13 protein-coding genes and 1 riboswitch are annotated in these 20,880 nt (G+C 48.4%); of the genes, 3 read left to right on the top strand and 10 right to left on the bottom strand.

Annotated features, from left to right (window positions below):
• Nucleotides 1–6: 6 nt before the first annotated feature.
• Both ASG81_RS26025 and ASG81_RS26030 read right to left on the bottom strand, forming a co-directional pair.
• Nucleotides 7–1,020: an ABC transporter substrate-binding protein gene (locus ASG81_RS26025; protein WP_056641452.1), complete on the bottom strand. Its 1,014-nt coding sequence runs from the start codon at nt 1,018–1,020 to the stop codon at nt 7–9.
• A gap of 73 nt (nt 1,021–1,093) precedes the next feature.
• Nucleotides 1,094–1,247, bottom strand: a riboswitch (guanidine-I (ykkC/yxkD leader).
• 126 nt (nt 1,248–1,373) lie between these two features.
• A complete protein-coding gene (locus ASG81_RS26030) occupies nt 1,374–2,153 on the bottom strand; it encodes a YheC/YheD family protein (protein ID WP_056641454.1) in 780 nt (259 codons plus the stop codon).
• Nucleotides 2,154–2,347: 194 nt separating this feature from the next.
• Here ASG81_RS26030 and ASG81_RS26035 point away from each other — a divergent pair, with 194 nt between their 5' ends.
• Entirely contained in the window at nt 2,348–3,649 is a 1,302-nt protein-coding gene (locus ASG81_RS26035) for a glycosyltransferase family 39 protein (RefSeq protein WP_056641456.1), read from the top strand.
• A 1,044-nt stretch (nt 3,650–4,693) separates the two neighbouring features.
• Nucleotides 4,694–5,002, top strand: coding sequence for a hypothetical protein (locus tag ASG81_RS26045; RefSeq protein WP_056641461.1), 309 nt, complete (start codon nt 4,694–4,696; stop codon nt 5,000–5,002).
• 114 nt (nt 5,003–5,116) lie between these two features.
• On the opposite strand, the gene ASG81_RS26050 is transcribed toward ASG81_RS26045, so the two are convergent.
• The 8 genes from ASG81_RS26050 to ASG81_RS26085 form a co-directional block, all read right to left on the bottom strand.
• Nucleotides 5,117–5,959: a hypothetical protein gene (locus tag ASG81_RS26050; protein ID WP_056641715.1), complete on the bottom strand. Its 843-nt coding sequence runs from the start codon at nt 5,957–5,959 to the stop codon at nt 5,117–5,119.
• Between the two features lie 174 nt (nt 5,960–6,133).
• Nucleotides 6,134–9,124 (bottom strand): GAP1-N2 domain-containing protein, encoded by a 2,991-nt coding sequence (locus ASG81_RS26055; protein ID WP_056641465.1) that lies wholly within the window; start codon nt 9,122–9,124, stop codon nt 6,134–6,136.
• A complete protein-coding gene (locus tag ASG81_RS26060; RefSeq protein WP_056641467.1) occupies nt 9,124–10,383 on the bottom strand; it encodes a TRAFAC clade GTPase domain-containing protein in 1,260 nt (419 codons plus the stop codon). Before ASG81_RS26060 ends, ASG81_RS26055 begins: the two co-directional genes overlap by 1 nt.
• 14 nt (nt 10,384–10,397) lie before the next feature.
• On the bottom strand, nt 10,398–11,033 hold the full coding sequence (locus tag ASG81_RS26065; RefSeq protein WP_056641470.1) for a hypothetical protein: 636 nt from the start codon (nt 11,031–11,033) through the stop codon (nt 10,398–10,400).
• A gap of 22 nt (nt 11,034–11,055) precedes the next feature.
• Nucleotides 11,056–11,934, bottom strand: coding sequence for a vWA domain-containing protein (locus tag ASG81_RS26070; RefSeq protein ID WP_056641472.1), 879 nt, complete (start codon nt 11,932–11,934; stop codon nt 11,056–11,058).
• Between the two features lie 56 nt (nt 11,935–11,990).
• The gene (locus ASG81_RS26075; RefSeq protein ID WP_056641477.1) at nt 11,991–14,420 is read right to left on the bottom strand and encodes a transcription initiation factor TFIID; all 2,430 of its coding nucleotides are present in this window, start codon (nt 14,418–14,420) and stop codon (nt 11,991–11,993) included.
• A gap of 2 nt (nt 14,421–14,422) precedes the next feature.
• Entirely contained in the window at nt 14,423–17,812 is a 3,390-nt protein-coding gene (locus ASG81_RS26080) for a tubulin-like doman-containing protein (protein ID WP_056641480.1), read from the bottom strand.
• Nucleotides 17,813–17,836: 24 nt separating this feature from the next.
• On the bottom strand, nt 17,837–19,603 hold the full coding sequence (locus tag ASG81_RS26085; RefSeq protein WP_056641482.1) for a vWA domain-containing protein: 1,767 nt from the start codon (nt 19,601–19,603) through the stop codon (nt 17,837–17,839).
• Nucleotides 19,604–19,905: 302 nt separating this feature from the next.
• Between ASG81_RS26085 and ASG81_RS26090 the strand changes: the two genes are divergently transcribed.
• On the top strand, nt 19,906–20,859 hold the full coding sequence (locus ASG81_RS26090) for a hypothetical protein (RefSeq protein WP_056641486.1): 954 nt from the start codon (nt 19,906–19,908) through the stop codon (nt 20,857–20,859).
• Nucleotides 20,860–20,880: the final 21 nt, after the last annotated feature.

The raw sequence follows: 20,880 nt of genomic DNA on the forward strand, positions 1-20,880 counted from the left end.
CGTTCATCACTTCCCTGCTTTATTATTTACAAATTGAGGATCCAGCAGCTCATCAACGCTATCCAGCTTATCAACCATATCGAGCTTCAAAAGAAAATCTGCCGTTTTCAGGCCTGTGTAGCTAAGCGAAGTGTATTCCTCCCGCTCCTCGAACGCCTTGATGTTATCCGCTACGTTGAATAGCTTGATGCTGTCTAAGCCAAGCTTAAAGTCCTCCGGCGTTGTCTCTGCCTTCTCAGCTAAAAGCTTGATCGCTTCTTCCTTGTTATCCTCATACCATGCCAGCGTGTCAAACCAGGCATCGACGATTTTTTGCACATCCTCCGGACGTTGCTTCACGACCGAATCACGGAACACAAGCAGATCCGGAATGAGTCCCGGCGTATCCTTGGAAGAAAATAGCACCTTGCCCTTGCCTTCCTTCAAGGCAGTCGTTTGGAACGGCTCCCAAAGCACCGATGCATCCGTATTGCCGGAAATAAAAGCAGGTCCGGCATCATTCACCGTCATATTGACGAAATTAATGTCTTTTTCGTCCATCCCGTTTTCAGCAAGTGCGGTAAGCAGAAGGAGGTGATCCACCGTACCGAGCTCAGTTGCAACCGTTTTCCCCTTCAAATCTTTGACAGAATCAATGTCAGGTTTGCTTACAATGGCATCGCCGCCAAAGGAGTTATCGTTAACGAGAACAGCCTTCAGACCAATACCCTTCGACAGCGGCGCCAGCGAATCACTTAGCGTCTGGCTGTTCGCGTCAACCTTGCCGGCTGCGATCGCTTGGAGCGAGTCACTGTATACCGGGAAAAACTCCAGCTTTACGTTAACGCCATGCTTCTCGAAGAACCCCTTCTCCTCTACCAAATACCAGATATACCAACCCGGCCAAGGACTAAGCGCAATCGTGATCGGATCATCCGTCGTTCCTTCCTTTGTCTCCTTAGTATTTCCGGAACAAGCAGCCAAAAAAGTCATCGATACGATTAGCATCAGAACCAGTGTCGCCTTAAATGATTTTTTCATTTTCCCCACTCCTGTCATCTTTTAAGTAGCACCAAATAGGACTATAAAAAAAAAATAAAAGCCAGGGAGAGTGATCTCCCAGGCTTTTATCCTTCCGTGTTATATAGATGGGCGGACGGTACGTCCGCATCATCTATACGCCGTCTCTTGGACCAGACTTAACCATTTGCCGGACGCTTTCTTGCTTGCGCCGAGCCATCGTTAACGGAACCCTAGACTGCTTGTTGTTCTCATCATTCGTGCTCGAGAACCCTATTTGATTGTCACGAAACCTTACGTTTATCCGAATTATAGTGTGGAACGTACGGATATGTCAATAAGTATGTCAGGTTTTATTACATAATCTCTTCGAACTATTTTGCACCGCGTCTGCCGTAGCTGGCCGCGAAGTGCATCATTTTGTTGTAAGCCTTGCGATCAAGCTGTTTTAGCGGATGAAATTGCGGATGGTTGGAGTTCACCTCAATCAACCAAAGGTGATTCTGCTTGTCATAAGCAAAGTCGATGCCCATTTCATGCATCCCTGAACGTTTCTTGCTTAATGCACCCGATATTCGAAGTGCCAATTCCGTCATCTTCCGTACCCGGGCAGCGGTTGCTGCATTCGATACTCCCTGCATTTTGCCAAGCTGTATCATCGTATGAATGGTGCCGCCTTGATAATAGTTCGTTACAATTTTATTGCGTGCCCCTACCTTTACGATAAAGCCCGTACAAACCCAAGAACCTCCAGGCTTCCGTTGAACCATCACCCGAATATCGTACGGGCAACCTTTCACTGTATCTAAGGATATCCCTTTTTGAATAATGAGCTTTGCCGACTTTTGTTTCTTCAAGCGGTCATACACGTCCGAAATAGAATGATAATGATTGCTTATTTGTTTCTTTTTGACAACCTCAAACAGCTCATAGCCTGAATCAGACCGCTTCAGTTTAAAGATTCCAATTCCATGCGAGCCCACATCGGGCTTCACGTAGAGCATATCATATTTGTTAATCATCATTTCCAGATGATCGAGACTGAATGATACGGTTTGCGGAACGTGACGCTTCAGCGTTTTATTGGCTGATAAGTATTTGCAGACGCGCTGCTTCCCTACTATACTTCGGCTAGCATATTTTTTTTTGAGCATTGCTATCACCTCATCTTACTATATGAAAGAACGGTCGATAGCAATTGTACGTTTGTTTATAGACACCAAAAATAATAAACTGCAGTACACTTCGAATGTGCTGGAACATTTTTCTACATTTGTTCGTTTTAATTTATAATGGAAGAAACTTCTTTTTAAAGCTTTTATTAATATAATCGAAAGGTGTGTCGTTCTTGTTTAATTTAAGTCAAATATCTAGGTCGGTCAAAATCGCTCTTCTCGTCATCATTCCTCTCGTATTCGCTATCAGCGCAGCATCCGTTCTCATTTACGGCGATCATTTTTTACTGGGCTCCTATGAAAAATTGAATAATGATGACGTGAAATACGTGAACAGCGCAAAAATTTTATTGAATAAGCATACACTTGCTTACAATAGCGGGGAGTCTCCTTCCTCTTTTATTATGCCCGGTATGCCTCTAGTTTTGTCAGGCCTGATGCTAGTTTTCGGACAAGGAGAAGCAGCCGTAATCGCATTTCGAATTTTGCAGGCAGCTCTGCAAGCCTTCTCTATCTATCTTATTTTTGTAATCGCGAATCATTTATTTAATAGCCGGGCCGCTCTTATTGCCAGCATCGCAACAGCGCTATATTTACCCGATTATTTCTCTTCCGGCGTTATTTTATCCGAAACGATATTCCGGACGATATTTATGCTGTTAATCTGCTTCAGCCTGCTTGCTTTAAAGAGCAATCAAACCAAGCACTATGTCATCGTAGCCGTTCTCGTCATTATGGCTTGCTATTTTAAACCGCATACCGGACTTTTTCCAATCGTTCTATTTATGTTATGGATGATCAATAAAGTGTCCTGGAAAACGATCGTGAAGCATACAGTCGTCATATCCGTTACGATGGTGCTTCTGCTCAGCCCTTGGTGGATCCGCAATTACATAACGTTTGACGAGTTTATTCCCTTCACCAAATCAGCAGGAAATCCGATGCTGCTGGGAGCATTAATAAAATACGCGGCTCCTGCAAAGCCTTTCTTCGACGCTCACCCGGAATATGCCGGCGATAGAGCCAGCTTATTCGTAGGCTCAGATGATGCCATGGCAGAAACAGCGAAAAAAATTATGCGCTACGGATTTACACATCAGCCGATGGATTATCTCAAATGGTATACCGTCGAAAAAGTAAAAGGGCTGTACCTCGGACCCTATTACTGGAGAACGGTGTTCGATATATCTATCGCGTTCGTATTTGTCCCTCATACCCTTATGATGCTGATTGGTTCCGCCGGATTGCTGCTCATGTTATTCAAAGCCGTTAGGCAGCGAAATATACCCTATTTGCTCTTACTGCTTACGCTAGCTTATTTCACCGTTATTTATGTTCCTTTCGTCGCGTTTTCAAGATACGGCTACCCGAATATTTTTCTTATTTTCCTGGCGGGTGCTTATTTTATTGATCGGCTGGTGAGCATTCGCGTGATTAAACGCTTGGTAGCGAGGCCTTCTGCAACCAACCTTTAAAAAGTTTGCTACCAAGCCTTTGAAGGCTTTACTACCAAACCTTTAAAGGCTTTACTACCAAAACCTTCAAAGGCGTTTCGAACCCTCCCAAACTCTCCCTTCCAAGGGAGGGCCCCGAGGCGCTGCGCCCTCTGGACACCCGCGCGGGACTAACGTTAGAGAAAAAGAGACGCATGGTGGGGATGTTTACATTGGAACGCTTTCGTCCCTTTGGGACACGCTTTACTTTTATGTTCAATATTAGTCGAATACGAGAGAGCAAACCCTGATTTGTTATCCGAAGCGGTTATGGATCAGGGTTTTTCGCGCTTGATAGGTATTGAAGATAATGCAGCTGAGGCATTCGCTATTGTGCTAAAAGGACGCGCTAGTTAAATACCAGAATAGCTAACGCGAGAGCAGCCCCTCGCTCAGCTAAATGGCAAGATAATTAAAATATTCCCAAACTGTATCTAGTATTTAAATCAACGGAGATATTACAATTGAATGATATGGGGAAAGTTCAGGAGGCAGCAATAATGATATTAAGACTTGATGTTAACGACATCATAAAAGACTTTCGTGATCGGTAGCAAGGTAAAGGAGTTTGAAAACATGCAATGTTGATAATATTACCAATTTATATACAAGAAACATTTAGTATTTTGTAGCGTTTAATGGTTAAATCAGTTTTTGGGGGTGTCTAAAAATGGCAAGGGGATTCCTATTATTCATTGGTTTATATTTTCTTCTTTTCTTACTGCCTGATACTCTTATTGATCAGATGTCTTATTTCTTTAGAATTAAATCATACCATTTAGAGCACAAAATGAATGTGTTTATTATGTTCAGCTTTTTTATTTGGCTGATTTACATCACAATTCGGTTGGCATTTCTATCATTTCGAAAAAAAAGCAAGGCTAACTAATAATAATGGGCATCAACCGAGTGGTTTCAAAATATATAACAATTTGCTATGCTAGCGGAGAACGTTAGTTCAACAACAAGATAAAGGCTGTCGGCATGATCGAGAGCCATTGTTGAGATAATATTGGAGGCATTTCAATGAGTCAACGCTATCGAATTACAAGAGCATTTCAGGAAAATGGCAATTCAGCGCAAACAATATCTTTAGAAGAGTGCAAACAGTATTTCGCATCAAAACCTGATTTTTCCTATTCATCCATATTTACGGTGACAGGTACTACCAGCATGTCCATTGAGGGAGATTTTTTCATGTGGAGCTACGGCGATACTAAGATCCCATTCAGGCATTATCAGGGAGATATTTACGTATCCGGCACCAATGAAGCAGTGATCCCCCTAATGATTGAGGTTGCGGGCGAATTAAGGGCGGATATTGTGGAAGGGTAAACAATGACGCTTCGCTTCGCTCCGCCCATTCATCCTGTGCTTTTTACGAAGCAAAGGGCTGCTATAAGGCAGCCCTTTGGATATTCTATTGTTACCCGAGGAATTACATAGATTTTAAAAACTTCTATCCATGAAATTTGCACGACGCAGCATAAGCACTACTGGTACTAACGCGATCAGGAAAAAGCAGGAGGCAAGAAGCGGAAGTAAGGCCCACTCAAAAATAGAGGATCCTAGAAACGTTTGCCAGCCGATTACTATTAGACCGAGCAAGTAAGCGATACCTGTCATATGGATCAACCTAAGGCGAACCGGGGTGTGAAGCGATTTGCGTTCAGTCAACCAAGCGACAAAGGGTACTGCTTGCAAAGCATGGAAACCGAGACCATGGAGCCAAATAATATTTCCATGCAGCCCTATGATTCGGCCCTGATTGAAGGAAATCCAGATACCGGCCATAAACGAGATCATTACCGCAATCATTGCATAGCGTATACCTAGTACCAGTTCCGGGCGCAGCTTATACGCTTTTTTGCGGAAATATTGAATCACCAGGATTAAATAAAACAGTACCAAAAGCAGAGCCACCAAACCAAAAATGGTAGCGACTGAAGTATCAAAGGCTGTGCCATCCTTCACGAACCTCGGATTTACGCCGCGAAAATTTTGGGCGGTTTCCGCAAAGTAAGAATAAAGCGCAAGTATGATGTACGACCATCGAAAGGATGCTTTACTTTTTGCCCCCATCGCAGAAAACGGAATGATAGCCGCCGTAGACAATAAAAATATACCTAGTGCCGCATTAAACGAGACTGCTTTGGCCAAATCGCCGTCCGGGGCTACCGGTCCTCCATACAACATTACCCATACCGCGCATACCCCTGCAAGCAGAAAGCCAAGTAACCCGGTAAGTACCAGCCATTTTTCCCCTTCAAAAAACTTGACCGCCGGGTTCATTTCACCAACCGTTTGATTATTCAATTTCGTACACCCTTTCTATAGAGAAGTTGTTACTCCAACTCTAAAGGAAGGATATACCAAATTTAACGGGCCCCGGTCTGAATTCCAGCGGACCTGTGGAATGGTTTTGTTCTCGACTAAAGTCGTATAGAAAAAGGTTCTAAATCACTTTTATTTATCGACAACGCGCAGCACAGTAACCTCATATTCTGCTTCGCCAACCCGGATGATGCTGTCAGCCGGAATATCGGTCTGCTTGCCGAGATGAACAACAACCCGGCTCGTATAGCCTTCTTGCTCAAGCGTCGGGCTGCCGCTTTGCTCTGGCTGAGAGCTTGTACCGGTACGACCCACCGAATCAGAGGCAGCAGCATTCAGGCTGTCACTCTCATCGGTACTGGAAGAATCGGTCGCAGTACCGGCATTTGAAACGGGCGTTGCTGTAGGCAAAATCGCAGGTGGAGCAGCGGATTCTGCCGGCTGCGCCGAACCTTCGGACGGATTACCCTCCGTGCTGTCATTCGCCGTATCACCGCTGCAAGCAGGAGAGAGCTCAAGCTCCGTGTATTCCACTGCTTCAACACCCGGAGACTCTATCGCTAATGAACCCGGCGCAAACTGTGTGCAAGCTGATACATCCTTGAATAAGAACACAAGGGAGGTTGCTGCCATCCCGCCCTCAGTCCCAGCAGTTTGCTCGGCGTATACGAGCGTATCCGGCGGGGCTGTGCCTGCTTCTGCTGTAGGCTTCACCTCAGGCAAAGCCGCACCCTTTGGATTCTCATCACCTTTGCCGGAGAATGAATACATGATGCCTGCGGCAATTATTCCCAGCACTGCTATAGATGTAATTATCGTCGCTTTACGATTCCGAAAAAATAATTTGGATCGCTTCGAGGAAAGCTCCTGTTCAGCCTGCTTATAAACGGCAGTAAGAGAAGACCCCGCTTTATCGAAAAGCTGCTTGCGATTCGCACGTTTTTTGAAAGCATCGCGGTCATATTTCATAAAATAACCGACTATGGCTGACGTATAGGCTGGCACGAAGCCTCTTGACCTCATGAAATCGGGATGATTCTCCGACCATTGGAAGAAGCGGTATATCATCTCCTTATTCGAAGCATTCCGCTGCAAATAGTCGAGCATCCCCGTATAATCTACCGTTACCATATCCGTGCTGCGCAAGAAGGCAGGTACGAGGCGAGAAAATGCAGCGGGCTCCAGTTCTCCCGCCAATAGCCGGCGTCCTGCCTGCTGAACATGGTCTGTCTCTGCCGGAGACAGACGGCCGAATAACGCTTCAGCCGGCTCCGGCAGCACAAACCATTCATATATGGCTAGCAGCTCATGAGCAGCCGATTTTTGCCTAGGATCCTGCAGCTGTCCGTTCCACCGCTGCAGCTGATCCTTATAGCTGAGAAATTGCGCTGACGCGAGCTGATCTTTGGTGAGGCTGTCAAAATCCAGCTCGGAAAGCATCGCACGATAGATTGCAAGCTCCAGCCCCTGATACAAGTCAACTTCTTTATGAGAAGACGGATGCTTCTCTCTTCCTAGCCGAGCTTCCCCTTCCAGCCTGCGCAGCTGATCTAGAGCGCTACTTACCGCTGGTATCGAATAGCACTCGCGTTCCAGCCTGTCCGTCAGCTGCTGACGGGCAAACGTATGAAACGGTTCATAGCCGAAAAGCCTCGGATGATTGTTTCCCCAATGCTCAATCATCTGAAGCACGCTTTTCGCTCCCGCTGCAGCCTTCAGCTTCTTCTCCAGATAGGGAATGAACAAGGTGGAGGCGTATCTAGAATCAGCCAGAAGCCTTGTAAAGAAAGCCTTGCTTAAGGCTGAATTGCTTTCAACGGCCGCATAGAAAAAAGCAGCCGTTTCTTGCTCGTTCTGCCTTTTCGCGTTATTGAGCGCCAGGATGAGGAACGAGACGAATTTGTTTTCGATATTTCTGCCAACGATCCGGTAGTAATCCTTAAAGGCATCCACTATGAACGCTTCCGGCACTACTCCTTGCCGCACACGGTCAAACTCATAGTCAAATCGGGACAGAAATAAATCATTCAGGCGAATCTTGTAATCTATCGAGCCGGACGGCTGTATATATTCGAGCAAGCCGCGCAGCACTGCGGTTTTATGCTCTTCATACAACGAATCGTTGCCTTCCTCGATTTGATAGATGACGTTTAGCTCGTGATAGCTGGCCGCAGTAATTTGACGCTCCGGTTCCATGCCTGCAAGCATCTGCTCAGCAAATTGGAAGAAGCTGTCCGCTCGCTCAGGGCGGTCTAAATTGTCCCACGCAAAATCCAAATACGGCTGATCCGTTCCGTCTAGATCGACATTCATCATGCGGTCGTTTACAAAATCAAACGTATAATCCTTCTCGATGCTGCGGTCCCCTTGCCGCAGGCTCCCCTTCTCCACGAACGTGAGATGCACCGATTTTCGGCTTTGCGGCTCTTTCGCGTACGTAATAAAGCCAAGCTGCTTGCGGAAGGCGTAAGGCAGACATGCATAAAGCAGCGAAAGCAGCAGCTTTGCTTTATCCGGCAGCTGCTTAATCGGCACATCAAGCGCAACGTAAATCTTTTTCTTGCCGCCGACTGCCGCCATCACCGCATACAACAGCTGCTTAAATCGCTTTTCTCCTATATTCAGCAGTGTTAATATCGAATGATAGGCAGGCTTAACCGCTGCAGCCGCATGAAGCGGCAGGCTGGTAAGTTCCGCTATCTCCATGCCGCTATCGATATCATAGCTATCCGTGAAAGCTGCTTGCAGCCAGTTCTTGTAATCACTAGCGGACTTGCTGCCGTACCCGCTGGGAATAATATAGTTATGCGTAAAGAACGCGCTGCGAAGTCCAGTAAAATCCGCTGCCTGATAGACGCTGCGCCCCAGCAGAACGTCACCATTTTCCAGATGGAGCAAATGCATAGTCTCAGGATATAAGGCGCCGTCCTTCTCGCCGCGCGCTGCCAGCTCGGCTGGCGCATCGTACACGCAGAACGGATGGAGCACCTTTTTGATAAAAGAAGGCTCTAAACCGCTTGACTTGGCAATCGTATCATAGCCCTCCGTGGACCTAAAAATGCCGCGTCTTTCCCGTGCGTACATCTGCTGCTGGATCTTTCTGCCGGGCGTAGAATCGCGCACTATTCTCTTCTCCCCTCAATGAAATTCAGCTTATAAAGCAGCCAAATGAAGGGCTCGTCGACCCGGATTGGACTAACGACGGTCTGCAGCTTCTGATCCACCGGATTGCTTCCCAAAGCGGATACCGCGTAATAAGCCGTATCCCTGAAATAAACGTCCATCGTACCCTTGAACGGCCGGTCGACCTTCTCGATGAAGCGGCGGATTTCTCCGTCGATATTTTCAAATTCAGTCAGGTTAAAATAATTGCGGTGCACCATATTGTTGAAAATATTGCTGTTTGATTTAATATATTCGCCATCCTCATCCTTCAAGGAATGAAGCATGTCGCTCTTAGTCAGAACGACGGCAGTCGGAATATCCGTTTTGTTATTTTCCTGATAGGCAATGAAATCACCGAACATCGTCAGCACCACGTCGCGCGGCTCATCGTATTGGGAGACCCAAACACCTGGCTTATCGCCCAGGTTCATTCTAATTTTCTCGCGGATCGAACGGATTTGCAGCGGATCAACCATCAGCAGGATGCCTGCCGAGTTTTTAATATGCTGACCGTGCAGACCGAGGTAATCCTGTTCTACCATGCCCTCGCCCGCCACATCGAAAAATACGAGCGTCAAGGGCGGCTTCTTCTCATCTTTAAAGACGAATTGGAAAATAAACGGCTCCTGCATCTTCTCCTTCTGGGTGGATGCAAGCAGATCGCCGCGCTCGAATAACGGCTCTTCGTAATAGGTACGGAACTTTCGGCTAATTTCAGCGTTGAGCGGCATGCAGGCTGCATTGAAATGATCCGCCGTCGTGTTCTGCAGCGTATGGATCAATGAGGTCATATACACCGATTTACCTACTTGGGAAGCGCCAATAATGGAAATAATGTTGCTTGGCACCTTGCCTGCCGTCACCGGAAGCTCGTTATGGCATTTTGGACAAAGCCTTCTGCGGGTTAACTCGCCGTAACGGTCATTAATTCCGATTAACACATGGTCGGAGTATACAAGGTGCTCTTCAGGCACGTCGTGCGGACGGAGCACCGCTTCCATATCATGTACAGAATCGAGGCCAAAGCGCTCGCGGTATTTGTTCAGCTCTTCGTCTTCCCCAAGCGCATAATCCTCATCGTCCTCGCGGGAATGGGTGGCGCGGAACACGACCTCTTCCGGCGTGAATTTGCTGAAGCAGTAGGGACAGACAATATCGTAAAATAATGGCCGCGGCTTCGACTCCGGCTTTTTTTTGAAAATATCGAAAATGCTCAAACGATCTTCCTCCTTTATACTGAAATCAATTCGTAAATTTGCCCGTATTTCCGGCCATCGGTGAAAAACAACCGGATAAAATCCTGTTTTCCTATCTCAATTGCAGGCAGAACATTTTTCCCCGCTGCAAACGGCGCGACAAACGGATACAACATACCATCTTCTTTATTTAAGGGGTAACCGCCCTGCTTCTTCACATAGCAGAGCACGTCCTTCGCGATCGGGACTTCTGTCGTCACCTGAATTTGAATCGTTTTGAACTTTCTAAAAAAACAGCTTTTATCCGAGACCGAATAATAAATTTTAGCCTTGTCGGCACTGATTTCTATGCTATTTTCACGATCCTGCTGAAGGATGAGCTGCAGGCCGCCGCTCCCCTCCTGACAGGCATATACCGTAAAGACGTAAAGTCCGAAACCTTCTATCCGGCTGTGATAGCCGTTATTCGCTTTATACTCCGCCTTCGTATACAGCTTTACGTTTCCGGTGATTCCGGAACCGTTCTCCGCCTGTTCGGCAGGCGTTTTCCCGATGTAAACCGCTTCTATGCCTCCCGGCCAAATCCAGCGCAGCGTGCAGCGGTCCTCCTCGATCACGCGGGTCAAGCCGCTGATAATCGGAGAACTGTCCTCCGCATCGATAAACCGCATTTATATCCGCCTCCCGCATCGTTTAAAATCCATGGCTGCGGCTATCCTTCGTCCGTCCGCCCAAGCCCGCGGCGGGACGGTCCTGTAAACTGCCTTTTCTTCCGCCTCCGCGCGGCTTAGTGCCGTTTTTCTCTCCCACTGGAACAACAAGCGTAAATAAAGCAATGATTGCCGCCAACACGAGCACAGCGGCTAGACGGGATAATCCGTCCGAGAGCACATGCCCAGACAAGCCGAAGTCTAGAATAAAGCCTGCCAGCAATCCGCCGACTATGCCGCCAGCGCCAAAGCTAACCGCCAAAAACCGATTGTCGAACAGAATTCCTAGCGCTACACCAATCGCTGCACCGATAATGACTAATGATAAAATACGAAGCAGCGTGTAGAACGTACTATCTGCAATCGTACCTGTACGCTCTGTTAAGAGCGTCTGCTTATCGATCTTATCGTAAATATTATCGCTCTCCATGTTGTTAATCAGCTGCTTCGCAGCTGAAAACCGCTCGTTGTCAGGATCGGTTTCCAGCATGCTTCCCGAATTATCGATGACAAGCACGATATCCTTCACCGGCTTCAAGCCGCCGAATTGCAGCCCATAAATAAGCTGAACCAATCCGCCGACCACGAACAGCAGCGCCAGCGTCGCAGGTACGAGCAGCTTCCAGGATAAATCGATGTAGCGCTGCCGCCAGGAAGCCCCGTTTAAACGCGGCGAAATCATTTCGGCAATCAAGCAGGACAGTCCAATGCATAGAGCAAGGACGCCGTAGTAGAGGCCAACGACGACAAAGCGCGGCCACCCTTCCGACAGCTTGCCCAGTATAACCTCGCCGATCGCGAATCCAATTGTACCGCCTATCAAGCTGAACAAGAGGAGAAGCATATTCATTTTTCGTTGCATGATGACAGCATCCTTTCCCTTGCTGGTGGACCGCAGCGATTATCGATGTATAACAGTCAGCGAAGCTCAGGCAGAAGGGATGGATGAATCGTGTGAAATTCGTACCCATTCTGCAGATAAGTTTCATAGTATACTTTGCCGTTGCGGTAATACATCAAATCTTCTAAATGAAAGCCGCCCATTATATTTAATTTTTCGACTCCGCTGCTGCGCTTCTCATGCACACAGCCCAGCTTGTAGATGCGCGTTGTTTCGTCAACGCCAAGAGCATAGCGGATAAATTCGCTCTCCCGGTCTCCGAACAAATATTTTTCCTCGTAGCGATGCTCGTGAGTATAGTCAAGCAGACGGATATGAATAGCCGCGTTATCCTCAAGCGTCCGGTACAGAAGGTGGAACAGCTCATCCCGAGATAAGGCTTTGCGATTGCTGTAAGCAACGGATACGTTCGCCCGCAGCAGCAGTTCCTCCTCGAAGGTTTGAGCAAAGGGCTCTGCGGTCAGGATGTGCTTGCGGCAAATATCGATCAATCGCTCTACAAATACATGATCTTCTTGTTCCAGAAGCCTTGTCACGCTGCCCAACAATCGGTCCTCGAAGAACGCTGATGCGCCGCGCTTCTCTTCGATGTCCTTCACGACATCCCCGGTTACACGCTCGTAATAATCGAAAATATTTTGCCCGATATAGTCATCCGCCGAGCGGATGCTTTGAAGCGACGCCGTCTTAAGCTCTTCCGCAAGCGCAGCCATTTGCTCAACACGTTTTCGGTGGCCTTCGTGCAGAAGCTCCAACTCGCTTGCGAACCTTCGATACAAGGCGAGTTCAGTCTCCAATCGTAATAGCTGCCACTGCTGCCGATAGACCGTTTCGAAAAAAACGCGTATAAAGGAGCGTAAATTTTGCTTATCCATAAACGGAAGCCGTTGAAATTTCAAGTCCTCGACACGTATTTCGCGGACGCGTTCAAGCTCCTCCCCGGCTAAATCGATTTCTCTGACCAAATCGCGTTTTCGAGCGCGAACGGCCTCTAGCGCACTGCCTGCCTCATTCTTCTCGTCCGTCCACTCGGACACCTGATAAAAGCTGATCTGCGGACGCTCCTGCATATTTCGGTTAACAGTGCGCCGCAGCTCTTCCCCAGCCTTTACATAGCCGAGGCGCTCCTCAGCTGTACTTGTGAAATGCTTACGGAAGAAAGCGGCGCAGCCGCCGCTGAACAAAGCCTCCTCGGCCTCGCGCAGCGACATACGCCGCAGCTGCTCGTATCGAATGCCGCTCGTTAAGAGCCCGGTCATATCGGCAAGGTTATCTTCGCTTGGAACAAGTTCGGCCAAACGCGCCTCCGTCGCCGCCATATCGAGCCCGAAAAACGCCAGCTTCTCCTTCGTACCCGGATCAGGCACACTTTGCAGCCGCGCTTTCATTTCCTTGAAGAAGTGGTACAGCACGGTTAAGGCGATCGAATAATTGGGACGCTTCACCTTGGCAAGCCCGGCTGAGACGTAGCCTTGTCTTCCTGATTCGGCCATTAAGCTATTCTTGAAGGACGAATTATTGTAGCTTACGTCATTGGACTGTACCTGGGCATCCTTCCTCTTCCTGTTTTTCAACAGCAGAATGTGGCAAATGATCTCATAGTTGTCCTGCATCCCGTTAAGAGTCGTAATTCCCCGCTCGTTACGGTCAGATAATACATAGACAAGATCAAATAATGGAGACGGCTTATGAACGACCGGAATCGATAAGCCGTCTCCGGTCACCTGCAGCCGCGCGGAGAACGAATAATCCGGTGACTGCATGCCGTCAAGCTCGCGCAAGAAGCTGACTCCCGCCGCGCTGGCATAACCGAACGTCTCCGATTGCTCCCGTTCATTAATCAAAACATACAAATCCATTTGTACCGATTTGAACAGCTGCAGAAAAATCGATTGCGCGAGCAGCGATATTTCTGGGACAAGCACGTTAAGCGGATCATCAACCCTAGTAATAACGGCAAGATGAAGGCGGTCAAAGGAGGAGTACAAGCGGCCAAAATCTGCAATCGTGTCGCTAACCTGCCGCAGCGCCCGGTTGAGCAAGGCCAAATAACGGCCCTCAGCGTAGAAGGCGGCCCCTATATCCTTGCGTCTTGTCCGGTTATCATCCTGACCCTCAGCAATTCCGGTCAGCGCAGCCCGCATGACCTTCGGAGCAGATTGGCCAGTCTTACCCTCACGGTATGATGACGCCGGTTTAGACGGATTCCCCATCTCGACGCTGGCATTCGTTTCACTTGATGCTACATGAAAGTAAATAACCCCGGCATTATTGTCCCATTTCAATTCATTCGAGTAAATCATCGGCTCAATCGCATGCCCTGCTTCATCGCCGATAAATAGAAACACGGTTGGATAGTAAATGCTGCTCTGATCATCCTCAAGACCGCTCAGCTTCTGTTCAGCGGCCGAATAGCCGGCCGCATATCGATCCAATAATACTCTCATAACTATTTCAACTTTCTGCGAATTTCATTAAGCTTTGTAGTCATTTCCTTATAAAACCGGTGCAAGTCCTCACCGTTTGCAAGCTCGACCTTCTCATATTCGAGACGCTCGCGCGCATCAAGGAATATGCCGAACAGCTCATCCAGCTTAGCAACCAGCAGTGAGGTATCCTCCGTTGCCGTCAATTCCGTTACTCTGCGCGCTGATTTGCGCAAGAGCGTACCGCGGCTCTTCTCATCCAGCTGGCGGAAGCTCTCGAACACCACATGCTCAACAAAGCTGCTGCTCTTCATTAAGTTGGCGAAAGGCTGCCAAGCCTCCTCCTCAGGTTCGCGGTCGTACACATAAAGCGCCCCCTTCTTGCAGATCGTCTCCGTGTACAGCGCCTCGATAAAATGATCGAGCCACTTTTCCTCATCCTGATGCTGATGAAGCAGCTGCTCAAGCTCGTTTGATTTAACCGCAATAGACTCGTACTTCGTGAGTTCCTCGCGAACCCGTCTTAGCTGCTCCGGCGAACGAATCAGATTTTCCTGTGCAAGCTCCTCCGTAAAGCTTCCGAATATATCTTTCGTCGTTTCGAGTTCCAGCCCTTCGGATAGAAGGCGCTTCAGCTCGCTCCACGCCCGTTTGACCTCGCCCAAATTCGGCTTTGCCGCATCGAGCTGCATATTGAAAGGTTTTAGCGCATCAGACAGCTGAAACGGCTTCGTGAAACGAACCGAATAACGGCTGCTCATGTTGTTATCGATGCCTTTCTCCTCGATAATGCGGTAGCCCTTCGCTTTAGCAAACTCTTCGCGGACTCTGGCGTTATAGCTTTTCACGCGTGGATTGACGTACGTGTCTCCCCATGATTTCTCTGGAATCGGCGACGGCAAATACGTCCAATTGACCCGTTCAGTCTGCACCAGGTGGCGCCCGATACCTTCCTTGTCCAAAATCGTTCGTTCATAGCTTTCCTCGTATACCTTGAGCGGCGTATAAACGAATAGAGGCACGCCGTTTCTCGTATTCAGCCAGAAAATCCGGTTTTTGACTTCGCTTTCCTTGATCGTAAAGTGGGATTTACCGATCGAGTTATTTTGATAGTTCCGAATTCCCCGCAAAATGCTGGGCGCCTGCACCGGCACCGACACGAAGCCCCATGACGGGACATGCAAATTGCCCGAGCTGTTGCTGAGATGGAATACTGGAACTGCTTCCTCATCCAGCTTGCTTGCGATATGACGCTCAACAAATTTCTCGATCGATTCATCGTTTCCGTATTTCATAACGAGGAATTCTTCCATCGATTTCGTAATAAGGTCGCCGAATTTATCGGTCAAAAATTCCGAGATCGAGCTGACGATATCGATTTCCTGCTCCTTCACCCATAGGTTCGAATGATCCAGCAGCTCCTGCGTAAAGTCGCGAATCAGATCGTCCCCATCTTTCTTATCCATTAACCGGCTGATGACATCGGATATGTCCGGCACGCCGACGATGTTCCAATAATACGTTTTGTTCCCCTTATGGTCGGACTGCTCTTCCCCGTTTGTGAGAATGTCACCGTTTTTGGCAAAAATCGAATTAAGTACATTTAAAATTTCCGTAAACACGTTATAGATCCGGTTATTCTCGTTGTTCAAGAGCTGGTGCAGATCCTCATAAAACTCAATCAATTGCTCCATACGCTCGACATCGGCATGCAGCCAGTACTCATTGATTTTCGCTTCAATATAGTTGTTTTTCTTCTTCTCCTTGGATACGAACGCGCTCTTCGCATCACCCATGCGCTCATTCGCCTGTTCTCTGGCCGCTTCAATTTCCCGCGGAAGCCGCGACAGCCCCTCGCGAAGCGTCTCAATATAAGAGAGCAGCATCTTTAGCAGGCAAAAGCCTTTCTCGGTATACAGGAGACGGGATACGTAGAACGGTCCCTGCTCCGGATGAAGGAACGTACGGCGAATTTGATCGGTAAATTGCCCGACGATTTCACCCGGAAGCTGTTTTTTGGCCTTGATATATTCCTCGCGCGCACGGGTCAGGAAGTTTTGCTCCAGCTCGGTATCCATGTTCACGGCTTGCATTTTCACCACGTTATTATAGCTGAGGCGCTCACTGTTCTCGAAGCCCGGCAGCGGCTCCGGTACGCGTGAATCGAATGTCTTCATCATCGTTTCGAGGTCGATTCCAAGCTTGCGCGCAAATTTCTCCACATCGTCCTGACTCGGCGCCTTCTCGAACATTTTGTCCATTTTATTAAAGAGCCGGTAGGCTAAATACGTCGTCATTTCCTCGATTGGCAGTACCGCCGAAGAAGCTCCGATAATGTTGTAGTCGTAGTTGGCCGGATACATCTTGTTCATTTGAGCGATATTCGTCCGAATGTTGCTAATATAATCATGAATGGCGAATTCTTCGCCGGACTGCTTCTCCTCGCTCGAAATAAAGTTCGTAATGTTCTCCGCCGTCACGTTCATGCAGTAATCGTAGGCATTCTCGAGCAGCTTGCCTTCCGCATTTGTGGCCGAGATGAGATGGCACAGGTTAAAGGGCGGAAGCGGCGAATTAACGGACAGGATATTGCCGTACTGCTGCTTGAACCGCTCTCCCCGGCTGTCCACATTCATCCAATAGTCCAATTCCTTCAGTGCGGCATAGCCGTTCTTCTTGATATACTCGCGCGTATGATCGCTCAAGCTTTTGTTCGCAAGATTAATGTCCGGCGTGAACAAATAACCAAGCGTGTTAACCCGGTCGATGCCTGCAGAGCCGTGATCGCGCTCGATAATCCCTCTGACGATATACGAAATATCGAGGAAGCAGCCGCTGCCCGTTCCGCCGGATAAGCCAGTGAGCAGAAATACCATCAGCTTCTTATTCGTGCCGACAGACAGCGTCTTAATTTTTTTGTCGATGCTTTGCACGACTTGGTTTATCTTCGTAAACAGCAGCAGCCGGCCTGCTTGACGCACGCCAGCCGCACCGTTCATCCCATCGGTAATGCTCAGCTCAGGCGACAGCCAGTCTGTAATGTACGGCTCCAAAATGCTGCGGTTTTGCAGCAGTCCCCCAACCTCGGGATTGGACAGCAGCACGAATTCATTAATCGGATCGAGACCGATCCCTTTATACTTTTTGTTGCGGTCCTGTTCATTCGTTTCGAAGGCAAGGAACTCCACGTTGTTCGGCTTATCGCGCTTTCGCTTGGAAACCGGATCCTCCGGCAGCTTAAAACGGCGGTTAATCTGATATTTCAAGCGCAGCAGCGCATCGATGCCGGTACCGCCAAGTCCAATAATCAAAATCGGGTTATCAATCGTGTCTACCCGAATTTTCTCACTGACAATACCTCCGCCAAGTGAAACGTCGAGCTGCTGAATATGTTCTCTTACGATGGGTTTCATTCATTACTACCTCCTGAGCTCTATTTAAACGAGATATTCAATTAATATCGTTTTATCCACTTGCTTCAGCGAAACCGTAAGGCGGTCTCCGCTCTTCATTTCCAATGGGCGGGCCGCATCGATTGCCCGTCCCGACCTCTCAATCGTGCATGAGGAGCCGTTTTCCAGTACGATGCGGTCGTTGCTGCCCGGTTTGAAGACGACTTTCTCTGTTTCCTTCAGCTCAGGCGCCAGCTGCAGCAGCTGATGGAGCAGCAGCTTGCCTTTGAAAGCAGACAGCTTCTTATACTGCGGCGACGTTTTGTCACCCGTATTCTCGTCCCGGATTTCAATGACGAGCTGGCCGACAAAGCCGCGGTTCGCCTGCTTTAGAAGACGGAGCATGAAGTAGCCTGCTGCAAGCAAAACCGCCAGACCTACCGCGCCTATAATGACAGGCACAACCGGGAATGGCTTCTCTGCTTTGCCTTCCGGCTTGGCCGGTGCCGTTCCTGCTTTGGCCGTAATGGTAACCGCATCCGTCTCACGGAAGAAGCTTTCCTCCTCGGCCTTTACTCTGATCTCATAGTCATGCTCTTCGGCAATTTTATACGTTCCTTCAAAATGATCGCCCGCATTTTCCATCGGTAATTCCTCGGTTGTACCGGTGTCCAAATCTTTAACGAGTAAAACCGCGCTCATGTTGCTGTACTGCGTCTTGTCCTCCAGCTTTTTCCCTCCGCTTACCAGATAAGAGCTGAATTGCACCTTATCGCCCTTCGAATAGGCCGTTGAACCGAGCGGGTCCATCGCAAGGCTCAGATCATAGTTAAAAATAAGATTGATATCGATTTTATCGCGATTCACGCCTTTAACCTGCAGCGTCCACTCACCTTCGGACGGCTTAAGCAGCTTGAGCAGGGAGTAGCTCTTCGACCTCGATTGCAGGACGCCGTCCGAAGGAATCGCAACAGCGTTGCCTGCCGGATCAACCAGCTTCGCCTCAACCGGTTTAGATGACATGATCGAAATATTCGCTTCCAATACATTGGCATTTGGAACGGAGATTTTCACATTTTGATAGTTTCCGTCCGCCGTAAACGAATCGACCGGCACGACGTTCAGCTCCTGATGGCTGGCGAAAATCTCACTTAATATTTGCGGCAAATCATCTGCCGAATCGGTTGAGAACGACTTTCCGCCTGTCAAATCCGAAAGCTCGGCCAGCGCTTCCTCATTTAATTTACCGTTGGCGTTCAAACCAATCGTATAGATCGGAACGCCGCTTTCATTCGCTTCTTTAATGGCCTTCTTCATGTCCGCGTCGGACTGGGCCTCTGTTCTGCCGGAATCTTCATTAAAATCGTTATTGCCGTCAGCAAGCAAAATAATCATCGGCTCGTGACCGGGATCAGCTCCATCATCCAAAATTTGCACAGCTTCCTTAACTCCGACGGATATGTCAGTGTAGGCGCCGCGGTTCAGTTGATCGATAAAGCCCTTCAGGTTCTCCTTGTCCGCCGCCGACTGGATTTCCAACAGCGCCTTCTCGCGCTGGATCTCATCGGTATAGGCAACGATTCCAACCTGATCGCCCTGCGCCGACAGCATGTCGATAAACATCTTCATCGCTTCGTTGCCAATTTTGCCCGGATCGCTTGTGCTCATCGAATTGCTCACATCGAGCACCAGCACCGCATCGATTCGAGAGGCGCCTTGCGCCACGTACGCCGTGGATAAGCCGCTGAACGGCAGCAATAGCAGGGCGGAAACCCATATAAGTTGATGTGACAAACGTTTAAGTCGATTCATTATTGTACTCCTTTGCAATGGGACGAGAGCATCTGCCGCCTAGACCAATAGTCACGGTTAGTAACTGCTCCCAAGATGATGATATACTATTAAATAAGTATACCTGATAGATTTCCAGAAATCACTTTTACTGTAAGAAAGGAATAATACATGGTTACATACGTCTGTCTTGGATTATTGTTTCTTTTTGTCATGATCAATGCTATTAGCTGCCATTCACGCCGGAAGCGGGCTCCTTCTCATGAGGACCTTAACAAGCTTGTCTTATCTATCCTGAGAAGCAGCGGGCAGCGTGACCGCGAATGACAAAGAAGCTGCCGGTACTTCTTAACCCTTATATTAAAGCACGCTACCCTTATAATAAGCTTAAAATATGCCGACGCTGCAATTACTTCACTGTACTTGGTGATGCAAAATGCCCAATATGCGGCAAAGCTGCCCTGCAAAGCGTGGAGAAACGAGCATCCTCCATGCTGCAGCGATCGATGTGGAAAGCGCGGCTCATTGCATTGTTAATTATCGGCGCCGGCCTGGCGATGAGCGGGTCCACTATGCAGTCCAGCCTGTCCGCCGCAGGAGGCTTGGCGTTACTCGCTCTATTATGGACGATCCAGAGACGGTCGACCCCTGCACTTTTGCGCTTGCAGCTACAAAAATTATTTCAAAATGAAGCTTATACCCTCATTGCAGGCCTTGTTAATGACCGTGATTCGGCTATTCAGGTGTTTCATAGCGGCAATAAACCGCTCGCTTATGAAATGCTGCGAGAAATCGGAGCGCTCGTCCATACCGACCAGCTTCGGATCGAGCAAATATTGCTGCTTCAATCGTTTGTGCTGCGCAAGGACATGGACCTTATGCTGGACCCGCTGCTAATGGACCATTTTAATCCCGATCTTGTTGAATATATCGGCGAGCTCGCGAAAATCAGGCGGGATCTGCTCAAGGAAAATACGTTCCGGTATATTTTGGTGCATGAAGCCCAGATTCTGAAAATGGAGCATGGCGAGAACATATTAGTCGGCGTTGCCGGTGCTGCAGTCAGAATGAAACGATACGTTGCCCTTTATCCGTATTTGGTGCTGCGCTATGCGCGCAAGCTTCCTAAAGACCGGTTTCTGCGGTTATACCGGATCATTCAGAGCAGCCCGAACGCAAGCTTCGGTCCTTTATATGAAGAGGTCATGAATACTTATAACGAAAAGTTCAAATGGGATGAGGACTTCCAGCGCGCGGGCAAGGATCGGGGCTTGTAGCACAAAAAGCCCTCCGCATCA

It is taken from the genome of Paenibacillus sp. Soil522 (assembly GCF_001428245.1).
In the GTDB taxonomy this organism is placed as follows: Bacteria; Bacillota; Bacilli; order Paenibacillales; family Paenibacillaceae; genus Pristimantibacillus.

What these genes read in the sequence shown, in the direction of transcription:
- ASG81_RS26025 (WP_056641452.1), bottom strand. Translation starts at nt 1,020, where the DNA reads ATGAAAAAATCATTTAAGGCGACACTGGTTCTGATGCTAATCGTATCG.
- ASG81_RS26075 (WP_056641477.1), bottom strand. Translation starts at nt 14,420, where the DNA reads ATGAGAGTATTATTGGATCGATATGCGGCCGGCTATTCGGCCGCTGAA.
- ASG81_RS26030 (WP_056641454.1), bottom strand. Translation starts at nt 2,153, where the DNA reads ATGCTCAAAAAAAAATATGCTAGCCGAAGTATAGTAGGGAAGCAGCGC.
- ASG81_RS26070 (WP_056641472.1), bottom strand. Translation starts at nt 11,934, where the DNA reads ATGCAACGAAAAATGAATATGCTTCTCCTCTTGTTCAGCTTGATAGGC.
- ASG81_RS26080 (WP_056641480.1), bottom strand. Translation starts at nt 17,812, where the DNA reads ATGAAACCCATCGTAAGAGAACATATTCAGCAGCTCGACGTTTCACTT.
- ASG81_RS26090 (WP_056641486.1), top strand. Translation starts at nt 19,906, where the DNA reads ATGACAAAGAAGCTGCCGGTACTTCTTAACCCTTATATTAAAGCACGC.
- ASG81_RS26050 (WP_056641715.1), bottom strand. Translation starts at nt 5,959, where the DNA reads ATGAACCCGGCGGTCAAGTTTTTTGAAGGGGAAAAATGGCTGGTACTT.
- ASG81_RS26085 (WP_056641482.1), bottom strand. Translation starts at nt 19,603, where the DNA reads ATGAATCGACTTAAACGTTTGTCACATCAACTTATATGGGTTTCCGCC.
- ASG81_RS26065 (WP_056641470.1), bottom strand. Translation starts at nt 11,033, where the DNA reads ATGCGGTTTATCGATGCGGAGGACAGTTCTCCGATTATCAGCGGCTTG.
- ASG81_RS26045 (WP_056641461.1), top strand. Translation starts at nt 4,694, where the DNA reads ATGAGTCAACGCTATCGAATTACAAGAGCATTTCAGGAAAATGGCAAT.